Origin of the sequence: Flavobacterium sp. YJ01 (assembly GCF_029320955.1) — a bacterium.
Taxonomy (GTDB): Bacteria; Bacteroidota; Bacteroidia; order Flavobacteriales; family Flavobacteriaceae; genus Flavobacterium.
Window position 1 is genome coordinate 1629977 of record NZ_CP119757.1, and the last position, 23326, is coordinate 1653302.

Sequence of the window (23326 nt, forward strand, 5' to 3'; positions counted from 1 at the left end):
AAAGAGTTTCACAATCAATTTAATTTTTCATGATTAGATGAAGTTACTTGTCGCTTCCGTCCGCTTCTTTAAAATCCATCTTCAACCCTATTATTCATTTGCAGACGAAGGTGCTTTATAAGCATCTTTAAAAGAATTTAAAAACAAGTTAAAGAATTTTCAATATACATAAATTTATATACGTCTATTATTTAAGAATGTGGAAATTTTAAATTTATTACTATAAAATTTAAACGAACTACTCATATTAACTTTAAATTTTCAGTATCTTCATAAAGTTTCTAAGTAATTGAAAACAAACAATTTTCCTTACATTTTATAAAAAATTAATCACAAAAAAAGTAATTTAAAATGAAAAAAAATCCTCTTATGCTGTTATTATTAATTATAACGTTGTGTACGTCGGCTCAAGTAAAAAAAAACGTAAAGGCAACAACATCAATAAAAACAGCCACAAAATTTGGTGCACTTGCTATCGATAGAAACAATGGCTTTTATTATGGATGGTCAAATGATTATCAAACATTAGCGGAAGCTGAAAAAAAAGCTGTCGATGAATGCGTAAAAAAGGGAGGAAACTGCACTATCGTTCTTAGTTATTCAGGAACCGGATGCGCAGCTTATAGAACCGTCGATGCAAAAAATGGAACAGCTTTCGGATGGGGAACAGGTATAACTAAGGAGCAAGCAGATGAAATCGCAGTTAAGGAATGTTTAAAACGAAGTAACAACATTAACCCAACAAATTTTATTTTTAGCTGCAATTCAACAAATTCAGGTATTTTAAAAGAAATTTACAACGCTTCATCCGAAATAATTACCTCAGTAAAGATTGGTAATCAAGAGTGGTCAACACAAAATATTAAAGTTACAAGATTTCAAAATGGAGATCCTATACCGCAGGCAAAAACAAAAGAGCAATGGATAGATTATTTAACTCAAGGTAAGCCTGCTTATATGGATTTGCAAGATTTTAAAGAACAGTCAAATTGTGGCTATCAATATAATACCTTTGCCGTAAATGATAAACGAGGTTTAGCTCCAAAAGGATGGATTATTCCTTCTGTTGATGATTACAAACTTCTTGTAAATTATCTGGGCGGCGATGCCAAAGCCCCTAATAAGCTGATGAATGATAAATGGAAAGCAATTGCAGGAAATAACTCAAGTCAATTTAATGCATGCCCGTGTGACTTCTCAAGAGGCGGCTTTTCACCAAGTCAGGATTTTGGTTATCGTAGCGGATGGTGGACTACCACAAAGTCCGCAGAGCAAAATAAGGCAAATATATTTTTCACTCTTGAATCCGATAATAGCGGTCTAAAATGTGATTATTGGGAAGGAGAAAGAGTTCCTGGCTGCTATATTCGCTGTATAAAGCAATTATAATTTTATTTTTTTCCAATATTTTTTGAAAATTTATATTTTTACAAATATTGGATAAAGGGCTATAGTTCTGATTCTTAACCCAGACCCTAAAAAAAAACAGTACTAGTTTGTAAAAAAGCCTAAAAAAAGATCTCAGTTGTCAAGCTTTACGATTACAGATGGAATGAAAACCTTTTTTGCTACAAATTTACTATAAACGATTGCTCAATTTATTAACTTAAACAGCTTCAAAATTACATAAAACTATTTATCATAAAAAAATGTACCTTTGTCTTTAAATTAATTCAGAATTATAACGTCAATTTAAACGGATTTAAACCAATCTAGAAGTTTCAATATTTATAAAAATAGCGAAAATCCTGATGGCAGAATCGTGGCGCAGTAGTTAGAAAATATTAGAAATGCAGTATAAAAGCGGGATGTTAAGGTTTTGTTCGAATCCCTCTTTCTCCGCAAGAATTTAAAACCTCAATATTTTTATTGAGGTTTTTTTTTATTAAAAACGATTCTTAAAGACATTAAATATGACCATTTTCAACCGAGAGCTCAAGTCAAAAAACTTTAGAATAAAAAATTAAAAATTTTAATTCTAAAATCTCGTTTCTAAAAAGCTAAAAATTACTTCCCTCAAAAATCATAATCCAAGATATATTTTAACAGCGAACTTAAAAAAAATCATTATTTTTAAGGTAACCTTCATTCTTGTATTATGAACGATAAATCACAACTTTTAAGTTCCATTTTCAGACATCTTGACGGATTAGTTGTTGCTCCAGTAGCAATAGCTCTAAAAAATAAATTAGTCTTAAAGTTTATTTTAAAAAAAGAAAAAACAAAATTATCAGAACTTACAACAGCTTTTAAAGCAAATGAAGGCTATTTAAATGTCGGATTGAGAGTTCTAGCTTCTCAGGGATTTTTGGATTATGAAGTAGATAATAAAGCACAAGAAATTACAATTTCAGTAAATGAAAAAACAGAAATAGCTTTTTCATTGTTTCATCTGTACGAAGATGTTGTCGAACTGCTTCAAATGTCGGTTCAGTTTCATCCGCGTTTGTTTGAAGATACTCCTTTTGAAAAACTGAATCTTATTTTTGAAAAATATAAAAAGGGATATGGAATTGAAAGTTCAGATGATTTATCGACAACCAATATTCAACATCAGATTTTAAAACACACTGAAGGCTATTTAATCGGACCAACAATTGTGCGTCTGGCAATGAATGGAATGTTTCACAAGTATTTTATGGAAACTTCTTTCAGACCTGAAGAATTCCATAAATTTCCAGAAAATTTCAAAAAAATATTAGACTTTTTTGTGCATCTTGGCTGGTTTCTGGAAAAAAAAGGCAATTATCAGTTTACAGAAGCGGGTTTGTTTTTTGCCAAAAGAGCAAGCGCATATGGTGTTACAGTTTCTTATCTTCCAACTTTTGCTAAAATCGAAGAATTGATTTTTGGCAATCCTGATACTTTAAAAACTAGAGAAGGAGAAAACGAAATTCATGTTGATCGCGAGATGAACGTTTGGGGAAGTGGTGGCGCTCATGATACTTATTTTAAAGTTGTCGATGAAATTCTTATCAAACTTTTTAACTTACCAATCGACCAACAACCAAAAGGAATTCTAGATATGGGCTGCGGAAACGGCGCCTTTTTACAGCACATTTTTGAAGTTATTGACAGGCAAACTTTGCGAGGCAAAATGCTTGATGAATATCCGTTGTTTTTAGTTGGTGCAGATTATAATCAAACCGCACTAAAGGTAACCAGAGCAAATCTCATAAAAGCAGATATTTGGGCAAAAGTAATTTGGGGAGATATTGGAAGACCTGATCTATTAGCGCACGATTTGAAAGAAAATTACAATATTGATTTGAAAGATTTACTCAACGTGAGAACTTTTTTAGATCATAATCGAATCTGGCAAGAACCGCAACAAATTAATTATAACAGAATCAGCAAATCTACTGGTGCATTTGCTTACAAAGGAAAAAGAATTAGCAATAATATGGTTGAAGATAATCTTTTAGAACATTTACAAAAATGGTCGCCTTATGTCTATAAATTCGGTTTGCTTTTAATTGAATTGCATACCATAAATCCAAATCTAACAGCCACCAATTTAGGAAAAACACCCGCGACAGCTTACGATGCTACACATGGCTTTTCTGATCAATATATTGTTGAAATAGATGTTTTTAATTCTATTGCCGCAGAAGCAGGATTATTTCCTGATAGATCTATTTTTAAGCGCTTTCCAGATTCTGAAATCGCTACAGTAAGTATTAATTTACTTAAAGGAAAATAAGAAAATATTATTTTAAAAATTTCTAAAACTAAAAAAACATAGTTGACAAAAGCAACTAATTTTATATATTTGCATCAAGCAATATTTTAAAATTATGAAAACTATAACTTCAACAATCAGAAGTTTCAATCGCTTTTATACTTCTCATTTAGACATATTAAGTCAGCATTATCTTGATAGCGATTATTCTTTAACCGAAGTCCGAATCCTTTACGAAATCAGCGAAAGCGAAAACATTACAGCACAAAAAATAACTGAAATTTTAAAACTTGACAAAGGCTACGTAAGCCGAATTTTAAAACATTTTTTAAAAGAAAATATTATTCTAAAAGTTGCCTCGCAAGAAGACAAACGTGCAATTAATATTGAACTGAGTAATTCTGGAAAAGAATTATTGAATTCGTTACATTCAAAAGTTGATAAAAAAATTGAGGATCAAATCGAAAAACTGAATTTCTTTGAAAAAAAGAATCTCGTAAATTCAATGCTGACTGTAAAAAACCTTTTATCTGAAAGCAAACCTACTCGAAGCGACATTACGTATCGTCATGAAATTAAGCCTGGAGATATTGGCTACATCATTTATTTACATGGATTTATTTACGGCAATGAATCCAATTTTTCAAGTGATTTTGAAAAATATGTTATTAAAACTTTTTACAAATTCTTAGAAAATCATTCACCAGAAAACGACAGAATCTGGATGGCAGAATACAATAACAAAATTGTCGGTTGCATCGCCATTCAGCACCAATCTAAAACAGAAGCACAATTGAGATGGTTTCTTTTAGATCCTTCATTTAGAGGATTAGGAATTGGAAAAAAACTTTTGACAGAAGCTGTAGATTTCTGTAAAGATAAAAAGTTCAAAAATGTATTTCTCCTAACGACTAGTTTACAAGATAAAGCACTTCAAATGTATAAAATAGCTGGATTTGAACTTACTGAATCTACAGAAGTTCAAGAATGGGGAAAAACATTTAACGAAGAAAGGTATGATTTGAAATTAGGATAAAAAAACAGGCCTCCAAACTCAAATAGATTTTGGAGTTTTTTTTATAATGTAATCTTTTAAATCACTTCATTACCTCAACAAATTTCGTTCAAATTAAAATCAAAATCCCAACCGGACTATCCACAATCTAAAAAGCGGTTCATTTTCAATAAAAAGCAAGAGATTACTTTTGATCATCGACAAAAAAATCTCAAAATTAAAGAATAGAAAAATGAACGAAATAAGACACGATTGGAGTAAAGAAGAAATTCAGGCTATTTACGATCGGCCTTTATTAGAATTAGTTTATAACGCGGCAACTATACACCGAAAATGGCATAAACCTTCAGAAATACAAGTATGTACCCTACTTTCTGTAAAAACTGGCGGTTGTCCTGAAGATTGTTCTTATTGCGGACAAGCAGCTCGTTACCATACCGATATAAAAGTACAGTCTCTTTTGCCGACAGAAACCGTAATTGAACACGCTCAAAAAGCAAAAGAAAACGGTTCGTCGCGTTTTTGTATGGCTGCCGCTTGGCGCGAAGTGCGAAATAATAAAGATTTCGATCGTGTTATTGAAATGGTAAAAGGTGTCAATAATCTTGGCTTAGAAGTCTGCTGCACTTTAGGAATGCTTACTGAAGAACAAGCTATTCGCCTGCAAGAAGCGGGACTATATGCTTACAATCATAATTTGGATACTTCAGAAAGCTATTACGATGAAATAATTAGTACACGCAAATTTGATCAGCGTCTTGACACTATACATAATGTGAGAAAAGCTGGAATCACAGTCTGTTCGGGCGGAATTATTGGTCTTGGCGAAACCTCTGCCGATAGAGTTTCAATGCTTACAACTTTAGCTACAATGCCAATTCATCCAGAATCTGTGCCTGTCAATGCATTAGCTAGAGTAAAAGGAACTCCATTAGAAAACAATCCAAAAGTGCTTCTTTGGGATATGGTGCGAATGATTGCTACAGCACGTATAATTATGCCCGCATCTATAGTTAGACTAAGCGCTGGACGCATCGAAATGACCGAAGAAGAACAAGCGTGGTGTTTTATGGCTGGCGCCAATTCTATTTTTACTGGAGAACGCGAAACCTTATTGGTAACTCCAAATCCTGGAATATCTGAAGATATGCAGATGTTTCAAAATTTAGGACTAAAACCTTTAAAGAAAGAAAACGCACAAGTCTATATTTAGAATACTAATTCACAAACTCAATAATTTTAAAAAGAGTAAACTTCCACTTTTTGGAGGTTTACTCTTTTTTTATCTATTTATAATACAAACCATTCTTTCACATCCTCTTCAATCGTTTCCGTTATTAAAAGATTGTCAAATTCATTGGTTACGGAATTATATTGGTACGCTTTTTTCCAATTTTCAATATTTATAACAACCTCATTTACAGCATTACAAATAAACAAAAGCTCTTCGTTGGTCATTGTCGGATGAAGTGAAACTCTCACCCAGCCTGGTTTTTCTGTTAAGTTTTTTTGAAGAATTCCATTTGTAATTTCAGCTGATTTTTCTTCATCTATTTGCAACAAAAAATGTGCATACGTACTTGCGCAGGACCAACCGCCACGAACCTGAATTCCGAAACGATCATTTAGCAAACGTACAATAAGATTGTAATGAATATTTTCTACAATGAAAGAAACACAGCCAATTCTTTCTGTTTCTAAATCGCCTAAAAGATGTAAACCTTGTATTTTTTTCAATTCTGAAAAACAAAGATTTAGCAATTCTTTTTCTCGATTTTTCATATTTTCAATACTCATTTTATCTTTCAATTCCAAACACAAAGCAGTTCGCATTACTTGCAAAAAACCCGGCGTTCCACCATCTTCTTTTACTTCTATTGCATCACTATAATGAAATCCTCCCCAAGGATTTGTACATTTTACATTTCCTCCACCAGGATTATCTGGAAAATCAGATTTATAGAGTTTTTCATTGAAAATTAAAATTCCGCAAGTTCCGGGTCCTCCCAAAAATTTATGTGGAGAAAAGAAAATGGCATCCAATTGTTCTTCTTCATTTTCTGGATGCATATTGATCTGAACATAAGGTGCAGAAGCGGCAAAATCTACAAAACAATAACCGCCATTTTGATGCATTATTTTAGCCAGTTCATGATATGGCGTAATAATTCCAGTGACATTGGAACAAGCCGTAAACGAACCAATTTTTAATTTCCTGCTTTCGTATTTTTTAAGTTCTTCTGAAAGTATTTTCGGATCAACCAAATTGTTTTCGCCACAAGGCAAAACCACAACATCGGCAATAGTTTCATACCATGGAACTTGATTAGAATGATGTTCCATATGCGTTATAAAAACAACTGGTCTTTCGTCATCAAAATGCAATTTTACGTTATAAATATTATCTTCAGAACGCAATCCCATAATGCGTTGCAATTTGTTTAAAGCCGCTGTCATTCCAGTTCCAGTTACAACTAAACAATCTGTATCAGATGCATTGACGTGTTTTTTAATTAACTGTCTTGCATATTGATACGCGTAAGTTGATGCTTTTCCGGTCTGGCTCGAAAATGAATGCGTATTAGCAATCATCGGACCTATTTTTCGCAACATTATATCTTCAATCGGAAAATAAAGTCTTCCGCTGGCAATCCAATCGGCGTATAATAGATTTTGAGTTCCATAAATCGATTCAAAACTATGATTTGTGCCAATTGTATTTTCTCTAAATTCTGAGAAATACTGTTCTAATTTGCTTGTTTTCAAAGTAGCTTCCATTTCATTTAACATTAAAAAAAATCTATTTTTTAAAATTCTTGATTCCGCTTTGAAGCCAGTTATAATATTCCTCTATATTTGGATTATAAGCAGACGGCTCAGTTAAACTTTCGCTTTTATGATCTACAATTACATAAAACGGCTGTGCGTTTGCTTTATAGGTTTTAATCTGCAAATCGCTCCATTTATTTCCGATTGTTTTAATTCTTTTTCCTGTAGTTTCAGAAGTATATTGTTCGCTATCCGGAAGTTCTTTTTTATCATCAACATAAAGCGAAATCAAAACAACATCATTATTTAGAGTATTTAAAACTTTTGGATCTGACCAAACTAATTCTTCCATTTTTCGGCAATTCACACAGGCATAGCCTGTAAAATCAAGTAAAACTGGTTTTCCTTCTTTTTTCGCATATTCCATTCCTTTATCATAATCATGAAAAGTAATAATGTTTTGCGGACCATGTTCTGCTCCTTCAGGAAGTGCTGAATTAGAACTTTCATTCGAAACTTTAGAACCGCCCAATCCATCTGGAGATTCGCTATAATGCATTGGAGGAGGAAATCCGCTGATTAATTTTAAAGGTGCACCCCAAAGTCCCGGAATTAGATAAATAGTAAAAGTTAAAACCAATAATCCGAAACCTAATCTTCCGACAGAAATATGATTTAAAGGAGAATCGTGCGGCAAAGTAATCTTTCCAAATAAATAAAAAGCCAGCATTCCAAAAACGGAAATCCAGATCGCTAAGAAAACTTCTCTTTCTAACCAATGCAATTGCAAAACCAAATCGGCATTCGATAAAAATTTAAAAGCCAACGCTAATTCTAAAAATCCTAAAACTACTTTTACCGTATTTAGCCATCCGCCAGATTTTGGCAATGCATTTAACCAACCTGGAAAAGCGGCAAATAACGAAAACGGCAATGCAATGGCAATCGAAAATCCTAACATACCAACGATTGGAGCTATTCCTCCTTTTGATGCCGCTTCAACCAATAATGTTCCGACAATTGGTCCTGTGCAAGAAAACGATACAATTGCTAAAGCCAATGCCATGAAGAAAATCCCAATTAATCCTCCTCTATCGGCTTGTGAATCGACTTTATTTGCTAAAGAACTTGGCAGTACAATTTCGAAAGCTCCTAAAAAAGAACAAGCAAAAACGACCAATAAAATAAAGAAAATCAGATTGAACCAGACGTTTGTTGAAAGTGCATTTAGCGAATCTGCTCCAAAAACAGCCGTTACAATTGATCCTAGTAAAACATAAATAACTACAATCGAAATTCCGTAAATCATAGCATTTCTAATTCCTGCCGCTTTGGTTTTACTTTGTTTGGTAAAATAACTTACCGTCATCGGAATCATTGGGAAAACGCAAGGCGTTAATAATGCCGCAAATCCCGATAAAAAAGCTAAAATAAAAATAGTAAGTAATCCTCTCGATTCATTTTTCTTTGTTGAATGAACCACTTTATTTAGCGCTTTTTCTTCCGTTTGAGCAACTATTTTTTCTTCTGTAATTGTCGAATCTTCCTTTGCAAGGGCAGTTTCTTCGGCGGAAGCCACTTTTTTTTCAGTTGGAATTTTAAACGTTAATTCTTCCGAAGTCGGCGGCAAACAATTACTGTCATCACAAACCATAAATTCAACTTCTCCTGCAACATTCGAAACAGCATCAGTAAATTTTATTTTTTGCGTAAAAAGTGCTTTATCTTCAAAATACTTAATTTTCATGTCGAAGATTTTATCGACCACTTCATGTCCTTTTTCTTCAGTTGTTTTTCCAACTAATTCGAAGTTCTTCTTAGTATTTTTAAATGTAAAAGCAGTTCTCGAAGGTCCGCCTTCTTCAATGTATTGTCCGTACAAATGCCAGCCCGATTGAATCACAGCTTGCGCTTTTAAAACATATTCTTTGTCTGAGATTTTCTCTACCGATGTTGACCACTTTACCGGATTGTACATTTGTCCAAACATACTTACGGAGATCAAAAACAGCAATGTTATGATAGTTTTTTTCATTGTTTTTTTGAGTTTGATTTAAAAAAAAGAGCTGCTTGCCGACAGCTCTTGAAAGTCTTTCCTATAAAATTTGGCTTACTAATTCAGATTTTAAAATGAAATGAAAAGACTTTTTTTAGTTTGTAGTCGCAGTTTTCAGTCTCAGTAATTTTGCCAAAGTTTAAAACTTTGTACTAGGACTTAAAATTGAGATTAAACACTTTACTTTAAAGGATTCCCGTCTTTATCCAAAGAACCCGATTTGATAACAATCATTTTATCCAATTTCACATATTTCTTAATCGCATCATTTACCTGCTGCAAAGTTGCTTTTTGGATATCATTTGGATATTGTTCGATATAATTTGGCTCTAAACCTCTTTCGATAAAATTCAGAATTGTTCTTGCCATTCCGTTTGTCGTTGACATTCCGACTTTAAAACTTCCAATTAGATTGGTTTTCTTGTTTTCCAATTCAGATGCCGTAATTCCATCTTTTACCCATTTATCAATCTGAACCATAGTTGCGTCAAGCCCTTTTTGGAATAAATTTGGATTAAAAGAAGCATTTACAAACCAGTAGCCTCCAGTTTCGATATTTCCTCCCAAACCAGATGAAATATTATAAGTAAGTCCGTCATTATCGCGAACTGTCTGCATCAAACGTCCTGCAAATCCAGCGCCTAGAGTGTAATTTCCGATATAAAACGGAATATAATCAGCATCGGCTCTTTTTAAACCTGTAAATTGTCCGATATACAGTTCTGCGCTTGGCTTTTCTGGAATCGTAACCACTTCTATTTTTGATGCGGCTTTTGAGGCTTCCTCAAATTTCAGTTTTTCTGTAACGCCGCCATTCCAGTTTTTGAATGATTTTTTTAATGACGCATTTAGATTTGCTCCGTCTGTATCGCCAACAATTACCAGACGCATAGAAGCCGTTCCGAAATATTTTTTATGGAAAGCTTTCACTTCTTCCAAAGTTGCTTTTTTGATATTTTCGATATTGTCTTCAACGCTTAAACTGTAATTCGGATTTGTTTTTGGATAAATAGCCTGCGATAAAGCAATATCGCCTCTTTCGCCAGGATCGTTCAGGCTTTGCTGCGTGTTTCCGATAAACTGCTGTTTTAGGTTTTCAAATTCTTTCGCATCAAAAAGCGGATTTCTTAATTCTTCCGCAAATAAAGCAATAACCTGATCCAGATCTTTCTTCAGACATTTAAATCCGATATTGATTTTAAAAGTTGAAGCATTTACATTTAAGGTAACTCCCAATTTCTGCAGTTTTTCTGAGAATTTGAATTTGTCATTAAGCGTTGTTCCTTTTGAAAGCATCGAAGCCGTTAAAGCTGGAATAACATCATTTTTAGTTTCGCTTGCATAATTTCCAAGTGAAATGCTCGCTGCAACAGTCACAAAATCTTTCGCCGAAGTTTTTACCGAAACCACATCAATTCCTGAAACTTTTTCTCTTTTGAAAGCTGAAGTTGATTTTTCGATTGTAGTATCATCAAAAGCAGTTTCTGAATTATTTTTTTCTTCTAATGAAATAGTTGCTGCTGAACTTTCTTCGTGAACCTGTCCGCTTTCTGGATGTCTGTAATAAAACGGTCCGTTTTCTTCAATAAAATTATTCGCTTTAGCAGTATCTCTATTCTGGTTTCCAGCCTGTTTCGGAATAAAATATCCTGTTGTGCTTTGGTCTTCAACCAGATATTTATTGGCTACACGCAGAACGTCAGCTGGAGTTACTTTTTTCAAACGGTCAACTCCTGTAATATAATCTGTCCAGTCGCCTGCTGCAATTGCTTCGTTTAGAGCAGATGCAATTACGCCAGAACCATCGCGGGCTAAAATAGTCTGCGCACTAATTTTTGCTACAACACGATTTACCTCATCTTGAGTTACGCCTTCTTTTTGAATTTTTGCAACAACTTCACTGATTTTGGCATCAATATCTTCATGTTTTGAAGTCGTCGGAAATCCTACGCCGATTGTAAAAAGTCCAACTTCTTTAAATTCTGTTGCGCTTGCGTATGAATAAATTCCTAAACGAGTGTCAACAAAAGTTTTGTTCAGAATTGCAGAAGGTCCATTTCCGATAATCTGCGCCAGAATTCCTAAAGCTGGAAGATCTTCGTGAAGAGCTCCTGGAATTTTGTAGGCTTTATTTACAACGCCCAATTCTCCCGGTTTTCTAACTGTAATTTTACGCGGTCCATATTGCTGAGGCTCTTCCGTGTAAGGCTGAGGCATTGTGTGCGGCGCTTTGGTAATTTTTCCGAAATACTTTTCAATCAATTCAAAAACGTTCTCTTTTTTGAAATCGCCGATAATAGTTAAAGTTGCGTTATCTGGCCAATAATAGGTATTGTAGAAATTCTTTAGAACCTCAATCGGCGCTTTTTCAATATCCGATTTCCAACCGATTGTCGAATGATGGTACGGATGCGCGATGTAAGCCGAAGCCCATATTTCTTTGTCCAACAGACTGTTCGGATTGTTTTCTCCTCTTTCGAATTCATTTCTCACTACCGTCATTTCGGCTTCCTTATCTTCTTTCGTCAGAAGAGAATTTCGCATTCTGTCGGCTTCAATTTGAAGTGCCAATTCGATTTTATCGCTCGGAAGCGTTTCATAATAATTGGTTCTGTCATACCAAGTTGTGGCATTCAGTTGCGCTCCAGTATTTTGCAGCACATCAGTGATTGTATTTCCATTTTTTTTGTTGAAAGTCGGCGTGCCTTTAAACATTAAATGTTCCAAAAGATGCGTTGATCCCGTGTTTCCCAATACTTCGTGTTTAGAACCCACACGATAAACAATCTGCACCGTTGCAACAGGCGAGGCATTGTCTTGCAGCAGCAGAACACTCATTCCGTTTGGCTGGTAAAGATATTCTTCTATCCCACCCAATTCTTTGATTTTCTTAAAGTTAACCGATTTATTCTGCGCTGAAATTAGGGCGCAGAAAGCTAGTGAGCAAAAGCCCAGATAGATGTATTTTTTCATTTTTTGATTGAAATTATATGATTTTAACACATAGAGACATAGAATTAAAAGGATCTAAAAAGGCGTTTCACTAATTAAAACAAACATAGTTTTGCTATGTGTGAGAAATATATTTCTCATTTTAATCTTTAATTCAAGCCTAAAAAATCTATGTTTCTATGTGTTAAAAAATTAGGTTTTACGACTTACTGAAAATTTCTTTCAATTTAGATTGCAGTTCAGCTTCTCTAAGGTTTTTGGCAACGATTTTTCCGTCAGGTCCAATTAAGTAGTTTGTTGGCACCATTTTTACGCCGTATAAAACTGCTGCTTCGTTTTGCCATCCTTTTAAATCTGAAACATGTGTCCAAGTCAGACCGTCTTTTTCGATTGCTTTCTCCCAAAGGTTCTTTTTATCATCTAAAGAAACTCCCAAAACATCAAATCCTTTATCGTGATATGTTTTGTAAGCCACAACTACATTCGGGTTTTCTTTACGACATGGTCCGCACCAAGATGCCCAAAAATCTACCAAAACATATTTGCCTTTGTAATCTGATAATTTTACCACTTTTCCGTTTACATCGGTTTGAGAAAAATCCAAAGCTGCTGCACCGATAGCCGTTTTGTCGTTAAGATCGATTGTTGCTTTTAATTTTTTTCCGTAGAATGATTTCTGAATTTCTGGAGATAAAATTGCGTAATATTCTTTTACTTTTTCTGGAGTTCCGTAAGAAACAATTCGGTCATCGATTACTAATGCGCCTCCTAAATTGTCTTTATTTTTTCTAATGAATTTGTCTGTTAAATCATCCGCGAAAGCGCCAAGATCTTTCCATTTTTTATCCATCATTGTTTGTTGTTCTGGCGTCAATTTTACTTTTCCGCTTTGCGTTAAGGAATCAGATAATTTATAAATTGGACCTGCAACTGATTGTATTTTTTTGAACTCATTATCATAATATGATTTGTAAATATCATTTTGAGTTGCTCCAATAACTTTCGCTTTATAAATAGAATCTTTTTTAGCTTCTACTTTTATATCGTCATTAGATAAAAGGAAATAAGCACCATATTCTTCTCCTTTTAATTTAATGGTATGCAATAAAGGTTCTGAGACTTTTCCGCTAAGAGTAAAAGTTCCGTCTTTTTGTATTACTGCAGAATCTGCGATTTTTTTGTTTCCTTTTTCATCTGTGTTTTCCAGATAAACCATTCCTTTATCTAATCCGGCAATGGTACCGTTAATTGTAAATCCTTCTTCTTTCTTTGAACAAGAATTCAGCACGGTCATTAGCGCCAGTGCAGATAAACCTGATTTTAAGATTGTACTTTTCATGTTGATATTTTTTATTGTTATTTTTTTATTTGTTTTTCAGTTTAGGTTTTCAGTTCTAATTTTCGACTGTGACTGAAAACCGTCACTGAAAACTTAATTACGATTTTAAAAGCTCTTTTAATTTCGCTTCCAATTCTGCACCTCTTAAATTGTCTCCGATAATTACACCTTTACTATCCACTAAATACGTTGCTGGAATTGCTTTTACATTAAATGATTTACTTACTTTATCATCATCTAAAAGATTATGCCATTGCATGTTTTCTTGTCCTAAAGCTTTTTGCCAAGCTTTTTCATCTTTATCAATTGAGATACTCAAAATTTCAAAACCTTTACCTGCATATTCTGCATAAGCTGTTTTCAGGTTTGGAATTTCTTTACGGCATGGTCCACACCAAGAAGCCCAGAAATCAATTAGAATATATTTTTTTCCAGCCACGATTTCTTTTGCTGTGTATGCTTTTCCATCTTTATCTTTCAAATTGAAATTTGCAACACTTGTTCCTATTAGAGATACAGGAAACAAATCTTTTTGTAAAACTTTTCCATAGTAGCTTTTCTTTGCCACTTCTGAAAATTGATCGAACATCGGTTGTTGGTCTGGTGTGAAATAGCTGTAATTTGTCAACATAAAAAATGGCCCCCACCAAGTTGCTTTGTGTTTCGCAATTACATCTTTTGTTGTTTTTTCTACTTTTGTAAAAAATGCTTTTTCTGCTGTTTCAAAAGTTTTCCATTGTTCTGTACTGTAAAGAGAATCTAACACTTTTTTGTTTCCTTCTTTTCTTGCTTTTCCAACTTTATTGCTTAATTCATCAATTCCTACGTGATAAGCAACATAATCTTTGTCTAACTCGTCTTTAAAAGCAGTTTCTTTTTTATAAAAATCATGTGATTTTGAACCTGTAACCACTACATCTTTAAATTTAATCCACTGTCCTTCGTCTGTTGAAACATTCCCTATTGCTGTAACTTTTATTTTTGCATTTTCTGCCATTACAGGAATACTTCCTTTGTTTTTTCCAAACGATATATAGAAATATCTTGGTTCATTTAATTTTCCTGCGAAAGTAAATTTCCCATCTTTTAAAGTTGTTTCGGCAACAGGCAATTCAGAAGAATGAGTTCCTCCAGGAATTAATTTTACAGCTGTTCCTTCTTCAAGACCAGAAATATTTCCTTCAATAGTATATGAAGTTGCAGCTGTTGTTACTCCTTTTTTCTTTTGTGCAATACTACTGTTTGAAACTGCAAACAAGCAGATGCATAATCCTAATATTTTATATTTAATTGTATTCATTTTCGATTGATATTTTAAAAAAGCTTCCCTTTCGGAAAATTCTAATCAGGAAGCTTTTGAATTATTATTTAGCTACGTTTTGTGTAATTGTTCCGTTTCCTGGATTTTGCGTTGCTCCTTGCGGGAAAGGCGACGTCCATAAATGAGAATCTGATTTTAACGTGTAGGTAGTTCCGTTTGCTACTTTTGTTAAACTAAATTTATAAATGCCCTCTGCATTTAGACGACGAGCATCTGCATAAGGAGTTAATGTATTAAGAAGCTCATTATTTTTTGTTCTGAAAATAGCATTTAATGCTGTTGTTTTATCTGTTGTCGCAATATCCTGATAAGAAGCGGGAAGAATACGGGTTTTACGAACTGCATTTAAAATTGCCAAAGCCTCACTGATTTTATTATCACGTGCCAAACACTCCGCTTTGATTAAATAAACTTCAACAGTTGTGATTCCGGCAAAATTATACATCCCTGACAATATCGAATAATAATAAGTATCAGCACCTACTGTTCTTATTTTCCAACGTGACTTTAAACGTGCATCTCCGGTCTCAAAGCGTGCTGCTCTTTCTACCGGTATACTTGTTTCTCTACCTAAAGAACGGCTTGAACCGTGTCTGAAAAAATAATTTTCATTATACGTATAGCCCATTGGCGATACTGATGTTGTATACGAATTAGGCACATCTATAATGGCTTTATTTGTATTATAAAAAGCAACCCAGTCATACAATTGATTATTTTCTGCCAATGCTAAATCAGCATATTTTAAAGCCTCTGTATAATTATTCATTTGCTGATAAACTCTTGAATAAAATGCATAAGCTGCACCTAAATTTGGATGTAATGCTGTTTGAGAGACCTTTGGCAAGTAAGGCAGAGCCTCTTTAACTTCATTCAAAATAAAATCATACATTTCTTGAATTGTAACTTGTTTACTTGGTGCATTAATATTGGCACTCGTAATTAACGGCACTGATAATTTTGTTGAAGCTGTTGAAGCAACATAAGTATCTGCATAAAAATTAGTCACATAAAAAAAGTTCATGGCACGCATTATTTTCGCTTCTGCCCAAACCACTCTTTGTTCTTGCTCAGTGGCTTTAGTTGCTGTTAATGCATTTTCAATAATTAGATTAAAGGCCGCAATTCCAGCATAAGTCCCATAATAAGCAGTTTCATCTGATACTTTTAATGCAATACGATCAGCATTTTCGTCCCACATATAGTTGGCATTATACAATCTATTGCTGGTTAAAGTAGCTGCCGTTATAAATTGGTCATTCAGCAATTGTGAAGCTCCTAAAATATCTAATCTCGTATTGTATTCGTCACGCAAAAAAGCTTCATAATCTGCTAATGTTTCTGGCGATTTTGCACCTTTAGGAACATCGCTCAAATAATCGTCGCAAGATGCAAAAGTCAATCCTAAAGCTAATAAGCACGCAACTTTTTTATATATATTTTTCATCGTTTAGTCTTTATAAATTAGAAATTAACATTTACTCCCAAAACAAAACTTGGAGAGGTGAAACCGCCTAACATATACTTAGCATCTCTGCTTTTAGCAAAAGTATATACGTTTTCTGCGTTTAAATTAAAACGTACTCCGTCTAATTTTACTTTCTTAATAATGGCACTTGGCATTTGATACGCCAATGAAACATTACTTAATCTTACATTTGAAGCATCCAAAATATTAATATCTGCATACGAATAAATAGTACGGGATTCTGAATTAAATTCTGATTCGTACTCATATACAACTCTAGGAACATTTGTAAAAGCCTCGTCTCCTGGCTGTTTCCAACGATCTGCAATATGATTGTTTACTACTGTAATATCTGTTACATAACCTCCAATTGCTCCATTGTAATTGTTAGCCAACATTGGAAGGAATGTGTTTCTTACTTTATGTCCTAACTCATAAATGAAAAGAGCAGAAAGGGAGAAGTTTTTATAATTAGCAGAAGTATGGAAAGAACCGCTGTGTGTAGGAACTGTCGATCCAAAATCTTTAATAGCATCTATCTGTCCTGGATTGTATTTTACTGCTGTTCCCGAAGCATCATAAACTTGAGGAACTCCTGTATTACTTAACCCAGCCCATTTGTATCCATAAATAGAGTTAAAACTTGTTCCAACTCTTGGAAATGACATAGGATAATCTAATTGAAGATAATATACCGGAGCTTTTACATTTACATAATCAACTACGTTTTTATTATAGGCATACAAAACAGAAGCATCCCAAGAAAATGAAGGTGTTTTTACCAATGTTCCTCTTAAACTAACTTCGATACCTTTATTGGTCATTTCTCCGTTATTAAGTGTATAGGTTGAATATCCAAATCCTTCTGTTGGAATTCCTTGGCTGCTAGCTAACAAATCCTGACCTTTTTTATTATATAAATCTAAGGTTCCGCTTAATCTACTTTTAAAGAATGAAAAGTCTAAACCAATGTTTGTTGTAGTTGTTTTTTCCCAAGATAATTCAGGATTTGGTCGTCTGCCAACACTTCCCTGCGTTCCTCCAACATTTGGATTAGCACTGTAAAAAGCAGTTAAATATGGCGCAGTATCTTTTGCAATATTTCCTCCAATACCATAAGAACCGCGAAGTTTAAGCGCATCTACCCAATCAACATTAAAAAATGATTCATTGTTAATATTCCAGCCCGCACCAACAGACCAAATAGGTTTGTTTTGATATTTACTGTCTGTTCCCCAAAGATTAGAACGATCCCAACGTACACTTCCAGAAAGCGTATATCTTCTATCGTAAGTATATCCTCCTGTTGAGTAAACTGAAACATAACGGTTCTGCAATTCTTTTTCTAATGCAAATTCGTTTTGTGACATATAACCTCCGAAAACAGCTCCATATACTTTTAATAAATCGGCTTGATTAATATTTGTAAACGATAAAGCTTGTGCATCATAACCATAACGAGTGTTATCACTATACTCTTGTTTTGAATGACGAATTTCCATACCTGCTATAGCAGAAAAATCATGCTTTTCAGCAAAAGTCTGATTGAAGTTTAACTGCTGACGGAAATTATAAGCATTAGAAAACTGATTCGTTTCTTTTATAATATCTCCGTAAGGCAAATTATAAACTGCTTTGTTGTTAGCAATTGTAACCAGACCATTTACTTTGTTTCTTACATAATAAGAATCTCTACCATATAACTGACTTGCACGATCTGAAGCAAATTCGTATTGGAACATGGCATTGTATGTAAATGCTTTACTGAATTTCACATTAAATTTAGCGTATGTTCTGTTCAAGAAATTTTTATTTTCGATACCATTTCTTCCCAACTCATCCATCGGAGTAATGTCCATGTTGTAAAGACCATAAGTCTGCATCGACTGAAGTGTAAAATTATTATAACGAGATGCAGCTGTAGAAACAAAATTTGTTCCGTCGTTGTTTACCAATTGATTGTATGGCTGATATTTAAATCCAGGTGCTGAAGCAAAATAACTCTGCGTATCCCCTTTTCCAAAACTAGTGTAACTTCCTAAATCCAAAGACAGCCAGCTGTTAATTTGTGTTGAGTTTTTCAAATTAAGACCAACTGTTTCATTTTCAGTATTGATATCTTCCAGCTGATTGCTTTTGTAAGTTAAAGAAGCATTGAACGTATTCGTTTCTGTTGCTTTTCCTAAACTTAGATTGTGCTGTAGAAAATATTGATCACGTTTTGCATATTTGGCAATATCATCATAGTATTTGTAACCTTGAGCACCAAGTGCATCCAAACGGCTGTTCATTTCTGCCATTGAAGTTTTTCCGGCATAACCATTCAAAATAGTCTGCATTCCTAAACTTGTAAATGCTGCATTATTTAGCAATGATTGCGCATAAGTAGCCGAATTTGCCGTTTTTAAATTAGGATTTCCAGCTGCCCATCCTCTTTCTAAATCAATAATATCTCCAGAGTCAGTAAGGTTTGCTGTATAATTTCTATAAGGAGTAACTGTCAAGTTGCTTGAAAACGAAATATTAGTTTTTCCTGCTTTTGCTTTTTTAGTAGTAATTACTATAACTCCGTTAGCAGCACGTGCACCGTAAATAGAAGAAGCTGCCGCATCTTTTAAAACTGTAATTGTCTCAATATCTTCTAAGTTAAGACTCGGAAGATTTTCTTCTATAGAAGCGTAAGGAGTTAATCTTGTATTTTCAACAGGAAAACCATCAATAACATACAAAGGTACTGCTGAACCAGCTGCCATAGAAGTCGTTCCACGGATTTTTCCATCCTGATATCCAACAATACGTCCTTCCAAAATTTTATCTAAACCACTTAGACGTTGTTCTTTAAAATCTGTTGCTTTCAAACTAGAGAAAGATCCTGTTGCTTTTTCTGCAGTAATATCTTGATAACCTGTTTTTAAAACTACACCTTCTAATTCCTGTACGTCTTCTTTTAAAACAACATTGATAACACTTCTGCCATCAACTTTTATTTCTTGTCTAACATATCCTAAATAAGAAAATGCTAAAGTCGTTTCGCTGCTTACTGCAATAATTTGATATTCTCCGTTAAAATCAGTGTTTACACCTCTTCCAGAACCATTATCTGCAACGGCTGCACCTACTAAAGGCATTCCTTTTGCATCTGTAACTCTACCTTTTACAATAAAATCTGCCTCAGGTTTTTTAACTTCAGCTGTTTTGTCAGCTGCAAGTTTTTTTGGCATCAAAATAATATGGTTTCCAGACACTTTAAAATCGGTACTGGTATTATTAAAAATTTTATTCAAAATTACGTCAATCGAAGTTTCACTTGCATTTACGTCGATTACTCTATTTAAATCGACAGATCTTACATTGTAAACAAATCTATAATCTGTAGTATACTCTAGTCTTTCGATAACTTTTGCAACAGTCATATTACTGACATTAAAAGAAATCTTATTTTTTTGAGAATAACTAGTTCCGGCATGCATTACGCTTAAGGCGGTTAGGAGAAATAATGTGGTCAATTTCATTTTCAAATCAAATTTCAAAAAAGGCTTATCAAACCTGATTTTGTTCAAGAGTTTTTTCATACTTTTAAAATGTTTTTTTAATGTTGGTTGGTTAATTAACTGACCGCATATACTCTACCGGGAAATGTTGGCGCATTTTCCGGTTTTTTTATAACGATCCTTTTCATTTTTGGATTTTTGTTACATAGGCGTTTTTAATTATGAATTGTAAATTGTGAATTATTAATTAATTTATCTGATTGTAATTTCATCTCTTTCTATTTGATAATCAATTTTATAACTATCACTAAAATATTTCAAAACCACTTCAATTGGTTCGTTATCAAAACGGGCATTAAAAATCTCTTTTCCTAAAGTTTTATTTTTATTAATGAAAGTCACATTATATTGACGCTCTAGTTTTTTGATAATCTCAGCAAAAGAAGCATTTTTAAAAACTAAACTTCCTTTTACCCAAGCCGTGTAATAATCAGGGTTTACTTGCTCTGTCTTAATTGCATTTTCACCTTTTAAATTAGAACCTTTTAAGCCTGGAGTCAGATATACTTGATTTGTTTTTTGCTGTTTATAAAGTGAAACTTTACCTTCAACCAAAACAACATCTGTACTTGTATTATTAGTATACGAATCAACATTGAATTTAGTTCCTAAAACCTCAACATTAACCTCTTGTGCATTTACATTAAACGGATGCGCTTTATCTTTACTTACTTCAAAATAAGCCTCGCCCGTTAAATAAACCTGTCTATTTTTGTTTTTGCCAAATTGTACTGGATAACGCAAAGATGTTCCCGAATTTAAATGCACCACCGTTCCGTCAGATAATTGAACTTCGAATTTTTTCCCGTAAGGAATTTTCAAAGTATTATAAACCAATTCTCCTTCTGCAAAAGCTTTTGTATAAACCAATCTATCTTTTTCTTGTTTTCCTATAATATTTCCATCTTTATCGGTCACATTTTTTTCTTCAGAAGTATCAATTGTTTCAGAAGATCCGTTACCTAATTGTAAAACAATTTCGTCTACTCGCGGAATAATAACATTTTGTTTAACTTGTTCTGTACCAGAATTTTTATACAAATAAAATCCGCCTAAAGCAACAATTAAAATCGCTGCATATTTATAGTAAGATGAAAATCTTCTTTTTGTAAAAACATTATTTTCTTTTTGAATTCTCTCAGAAAGCTGTTTTCTAACTTCTGTAGAATCAAAAGTATTCAAGGCCGTATCGATTGCGTAATTGGTTTTTACAAAATCCTTAAACACAATTTGATTTTCGTCTTGTTTTAACCACTCTGTCAGTTGCTCAATTTCGTCTTTAGAAGCCTGATTTGTGATAAATTTCACGATTAATCGCTCTGATTTTTTCGCTGTCATTTGGGTCATTTTTAATATTATTACGAAGCCAAAAAACAAAACCCTAACAATTTGATAAAGTTTTTTTTATTTTAGTGATTTTTTTATTTTTCACAAGTCTTTTCTTTCAACAAAACTATATTAATTCTATAGAATTTATAAAGTAAATAAATTATATTTGCATTTTATTCTGTTTTTTATTTGTAATAAATTTCAAATAGAAAATGAAAAAAATGAGCATTTTTAAGAAAATAAGCGCAGTTTTGAGCCATAAAATTTATAAATTAATATATTTGTTTCTATGAAGATTGATGATTACAGCGATAATACCACATTAATTGAATCTCTAAAAAATGGAGATGAAACCGCTTACACCTATCTCATCGATACTTATCATCATAAACTTTGTGTTTATGCTAACAGTCTGGTAAAGAATGTTTACAGCGCAGAAGATATTGTTCAGAACGTTTTTATTAAAGTTTGGGAACAGCGCACGAGATTAAAAACAGATCATTCGTTAAAAAGTTTTCTTTATAAATTGGTTTACAATGAGTTTATCGATTTATATCGAAAGAATCAATCTTTGTTTTCTCTAGAAAAATCATATTACGATGCATTAAACGGAATTGTTCAGGAAGATGATTCTGAAGCTTTTCAACGTGTTTTAAATGCTGTCAACAAAGAAATTCAAAACCTGCCTCCAAAGTGCAAAGAGGTTTTTATTCTAAGTAAAAAAGAAGGATTGACCAATATCGAAATTGCAGAACATTTGGATGTTTCTATCAAAACTGTTGAAGCACAAATTACTAAGGCTTTTTCTATTCTACGCAGTTCTTTAGAAGAAAAAGTAAAAAGTGTTTTGTTTTTATTGTTTGGTGCAAAAAAAAAATTCAGACTAAATAATTAATCTGAATTTTCTTTTTATTGTTTGTAAAGAATCGTAAATCCAATTCCTCTTTTCTTCGTTCTGTTTATTTTCCTGTTATTCAATCTATATTCTTTTTTCTATATTCTCGCCTCTTCCATTTTCTCTTCAAATAATTCTAAAACTGGTATTTTCATATCGTGATAAAAAAGTACTTTCCAATTTTCGTCTTTTGCTTGCTGTTCCCATTTTTTGCGTGATTCTCTTGCTCGTTTTCCGTCAAAATCAGTCTTGTAAGCAACATGCATTGACCAATAGATTTTTTGAGGCAAATCGTCTGCTCCATAAAAAACAATTTCATCATCGGCTTTTATCCAGAAAACTTGATGAAATTTTGTATGTCCTGCCGAAACTTCGTAGAAAATTTCATTGGTTATATTTCCACTATCTGAATTTAGTAACTCAACATTAGGAAGTTTTTTCAATTGATTTAATAACTCAAAAACATACGACGGATTATTAATTTGTTCTAAAGCAAAATCTATCTCTCGTTCCTGAATATAAATCTTCGCATTCGGAAAATTTTGAACAAAATTGCCGTTCTCAAAATAACCAATTCCTTCTATATGATCTTTATGCAGATGCGAAACCAAAACTTTTGTTATTTGATTCGGACTAATATTATTCTTTTGAAGCATTTCATGAATAAACGGAATTTCGTTATTTACAAATCCTAAACCAAAATCTAATAAAATAACATCATTATCAGTGATAACCACAAAAGGCTGAATTGCCATTTTCAAACCTGAATCTGATGTTTCTTTAGTTAAAAGTTTAAATTCTTTTTGAGCATTTGCAACGTAATTTCCTTCTTGTAAAGCTATGATTTTCATTTTTCTATCTTCTGTAATTTTACAACACGACAAAGTTCTTAAGATTTTCTATATTTGTAAAACCTTATTTTTCGATATAATCAATCGATAAAACCGAT

Annotated in this window: 14 protein-coding genes; 5 read left to right on the top strand and 9 right to left on the bottom strand. The window is 33.1% G+C overall.

Annotated elements, in window-relative coordinates; translation table 11 throughout:
• Positions 1–351 precede the first annotated feature (351 nt).
• From P0R33_RS07240 to bioB, 4 genes are all read left to right on the top strand, one after another.
• Positions 352–1389: an FISUMP domain-containing protein gene (locus P0R33_RS07240; RefSeq protein WP_276174815.1), complete on the top strand. Its 1038-nt coding sequence runs from the start codon at positions 352–354 to the stop codon at positions 1387–1389.
• A gap of 709 nt (positions 1390–2098) precedes the next feature.
• On the top strand, positions 2099–3703 hold the full coding sequence (locus P0R33_RS07245; protein WP_276174816.1) for a class I SAM-dependent methyltransferase: 1605 nt from the start codon (positions 2099–2101) through the stop codon (positions 3701–3703).
• A gap of 94 nt (positions 3704–3797) precedes the next feature.
• Positions 3798–4718, top strand: coding sequence for a bifunctional helix-turn-helix transcriptional regulator/GNAT family N-acetyltransferase (locus P0R33_RS07250; protein ID WP_276174817.1), 921 nt, complete (start codon positions 3798–3800; stop codon positions 4716–4718).
• A 211-nt stretch (positions 4719–4929) separates the two neighbouring features.
• The gene (gene bioB / locus P0R33_RS07255; protein WP_276174818.1) at positions 4930–5910 is read left to right on the top strand and encodes a biotin synthase BioB; all 981 of its coding nucleotides are present in this window, start codon (positions 4930–4932) and stop codon (positions 5908–5910) included.
• 77 nt (positions 5911–5987) lie between these two features.
• On the opposite strand, the gene P0R33_RS07260 is transcribed toward bioB, so the two are convergent.
• The 8 genes from P0R33_RS07260 to P0R33_RS07295 form a co-directional block, all read right to left on the bottom strand.
• The gene (locus P0R33_RS07260) at positions 5988–7475 is read right to left on the bottom strand and encodes an aminotransferase class V-fold PLP-dependent enzyme (RefSeq protein ID WP_276174819.1); all 1488 of its coding nucleotides are present in this window, start codon (positions 7473–7475) and stop codon (positions 5988–5990) included.
• A gap of 22 nt (positions 7476–7497) precedes the next feature.
• Positions 7498–9501 carry a thioredoxin family protein gene (locus P0R33_RS07265; protein ID WP_276174820.1) on the bottom strand — a complete coding sequence of 668 codons (2004 nt, stop codon included), beginning with the start codon at positions 9499–9501 and terminating at the stop codon, positions 7498–7500.
• Between the two features lie 201 nt (positions 9502–9702).
• Positions 9703–12495 (bottom strand): pitrilysin family protein, encoded by a 2793-nt coding sequence (locus P0R33_RS07270; protein WP_276174821.1) that lies wholly within the window; start codon positions 12493–12495, stop codon positions 9703–9705.
• 178 nt (positions 12496–12673) lie between these two features.
• Positions 12674–13813, bottom strand: a complete 1140-nt coding sequence (locus P0R33_RS07275) for a TlpA disulfide reductase family protein (RefSeq protein WP_276174822.1) — start codon at positions 13811–13813, stop codon at positions 12674–12676.
• Positions 13814–13910: 97 nt separating this feature from the next.
• Positions 13911–15113 (bottom strand): TlpA disulfide reductase family protein, encoded by a 1203-nt coding sequence (locus P0R33_RS07280; protein WP_276174823.1) that lies wholly within the window; start codon positions 15111–15113, stop codon positions 13911–13913.
• 64 nt (positions 15114–15177) lie between these two features.
• Positions 15178–16581, bottom strand: coding sequence for a RagB/SusD family nutrient uptake outer membrane protein (locus tag P0R33_RS07285; protein ID WP_276174824.1), 1404 nt, complete (start codon positions 16579–16581; stop codon positions 15178–15180).
• Between the two features lie 17 nt (positions 16582–16598).
• Positions 16599–20174: a SusC/RagA family TonB-linked outer membrane protein gene (locus P0R33_RS07290; protein WP_276174825.1), complete on the bottom strand. Its 3576-nt coding sequence runs from the start codon at positions 20172–20174 to the stop codon at positions 16599–16601.
• 171 nt (positions 20175–20345) lie between these two features.
• Positions 20346–21491 (bottom strand): FecR family protein, encoded by a 1146-nt coding sequence (locus P0R33_RS07295; protein WP_276174826.1) that lies wholly within the window; start codon positions 21489–21491, stop codon positions 20346–20348.
• A gap of 280 nt (positions 21492–21771) precedes the next feature.
• On the opposite strand from P0R33_RS07295, the gene P0R33_RS07300 reads away from it, so the two are divergent.
• The gene (locus P0R33_RS07300; RefSeq protein ID WP_276174827.1) at positions 21772–22377 is read left to right on the top strand and encodes an RNA polymerase sigma-70 factor; all 606 of its coding nucleotides are present in this window, start codon (positions 21772–21774) and stop codon (positions 22375–22377) included.
• A 98-nt stretch (positions 22378–22475) separates the two neighbouring features.
• On the opposite strand, the gene P0R33_RS07305 is transcribed toward P0R33_RS07300, so the two are convergent.
• The gene (locus tag P0R33_RS07305; RefSeq protein ID WP_276174828.1) at positions 22476–23228 is read right to left on the bottom strand and encodes an MBL fold metallo-hydrolase; all 753 of its coding nucleotides are present in this window, start codon (positions 23226–23228) and stop codon (positions 22476–22478) included.
• Positions 23229–23326 lie beyond the last annotated feature (98 nt).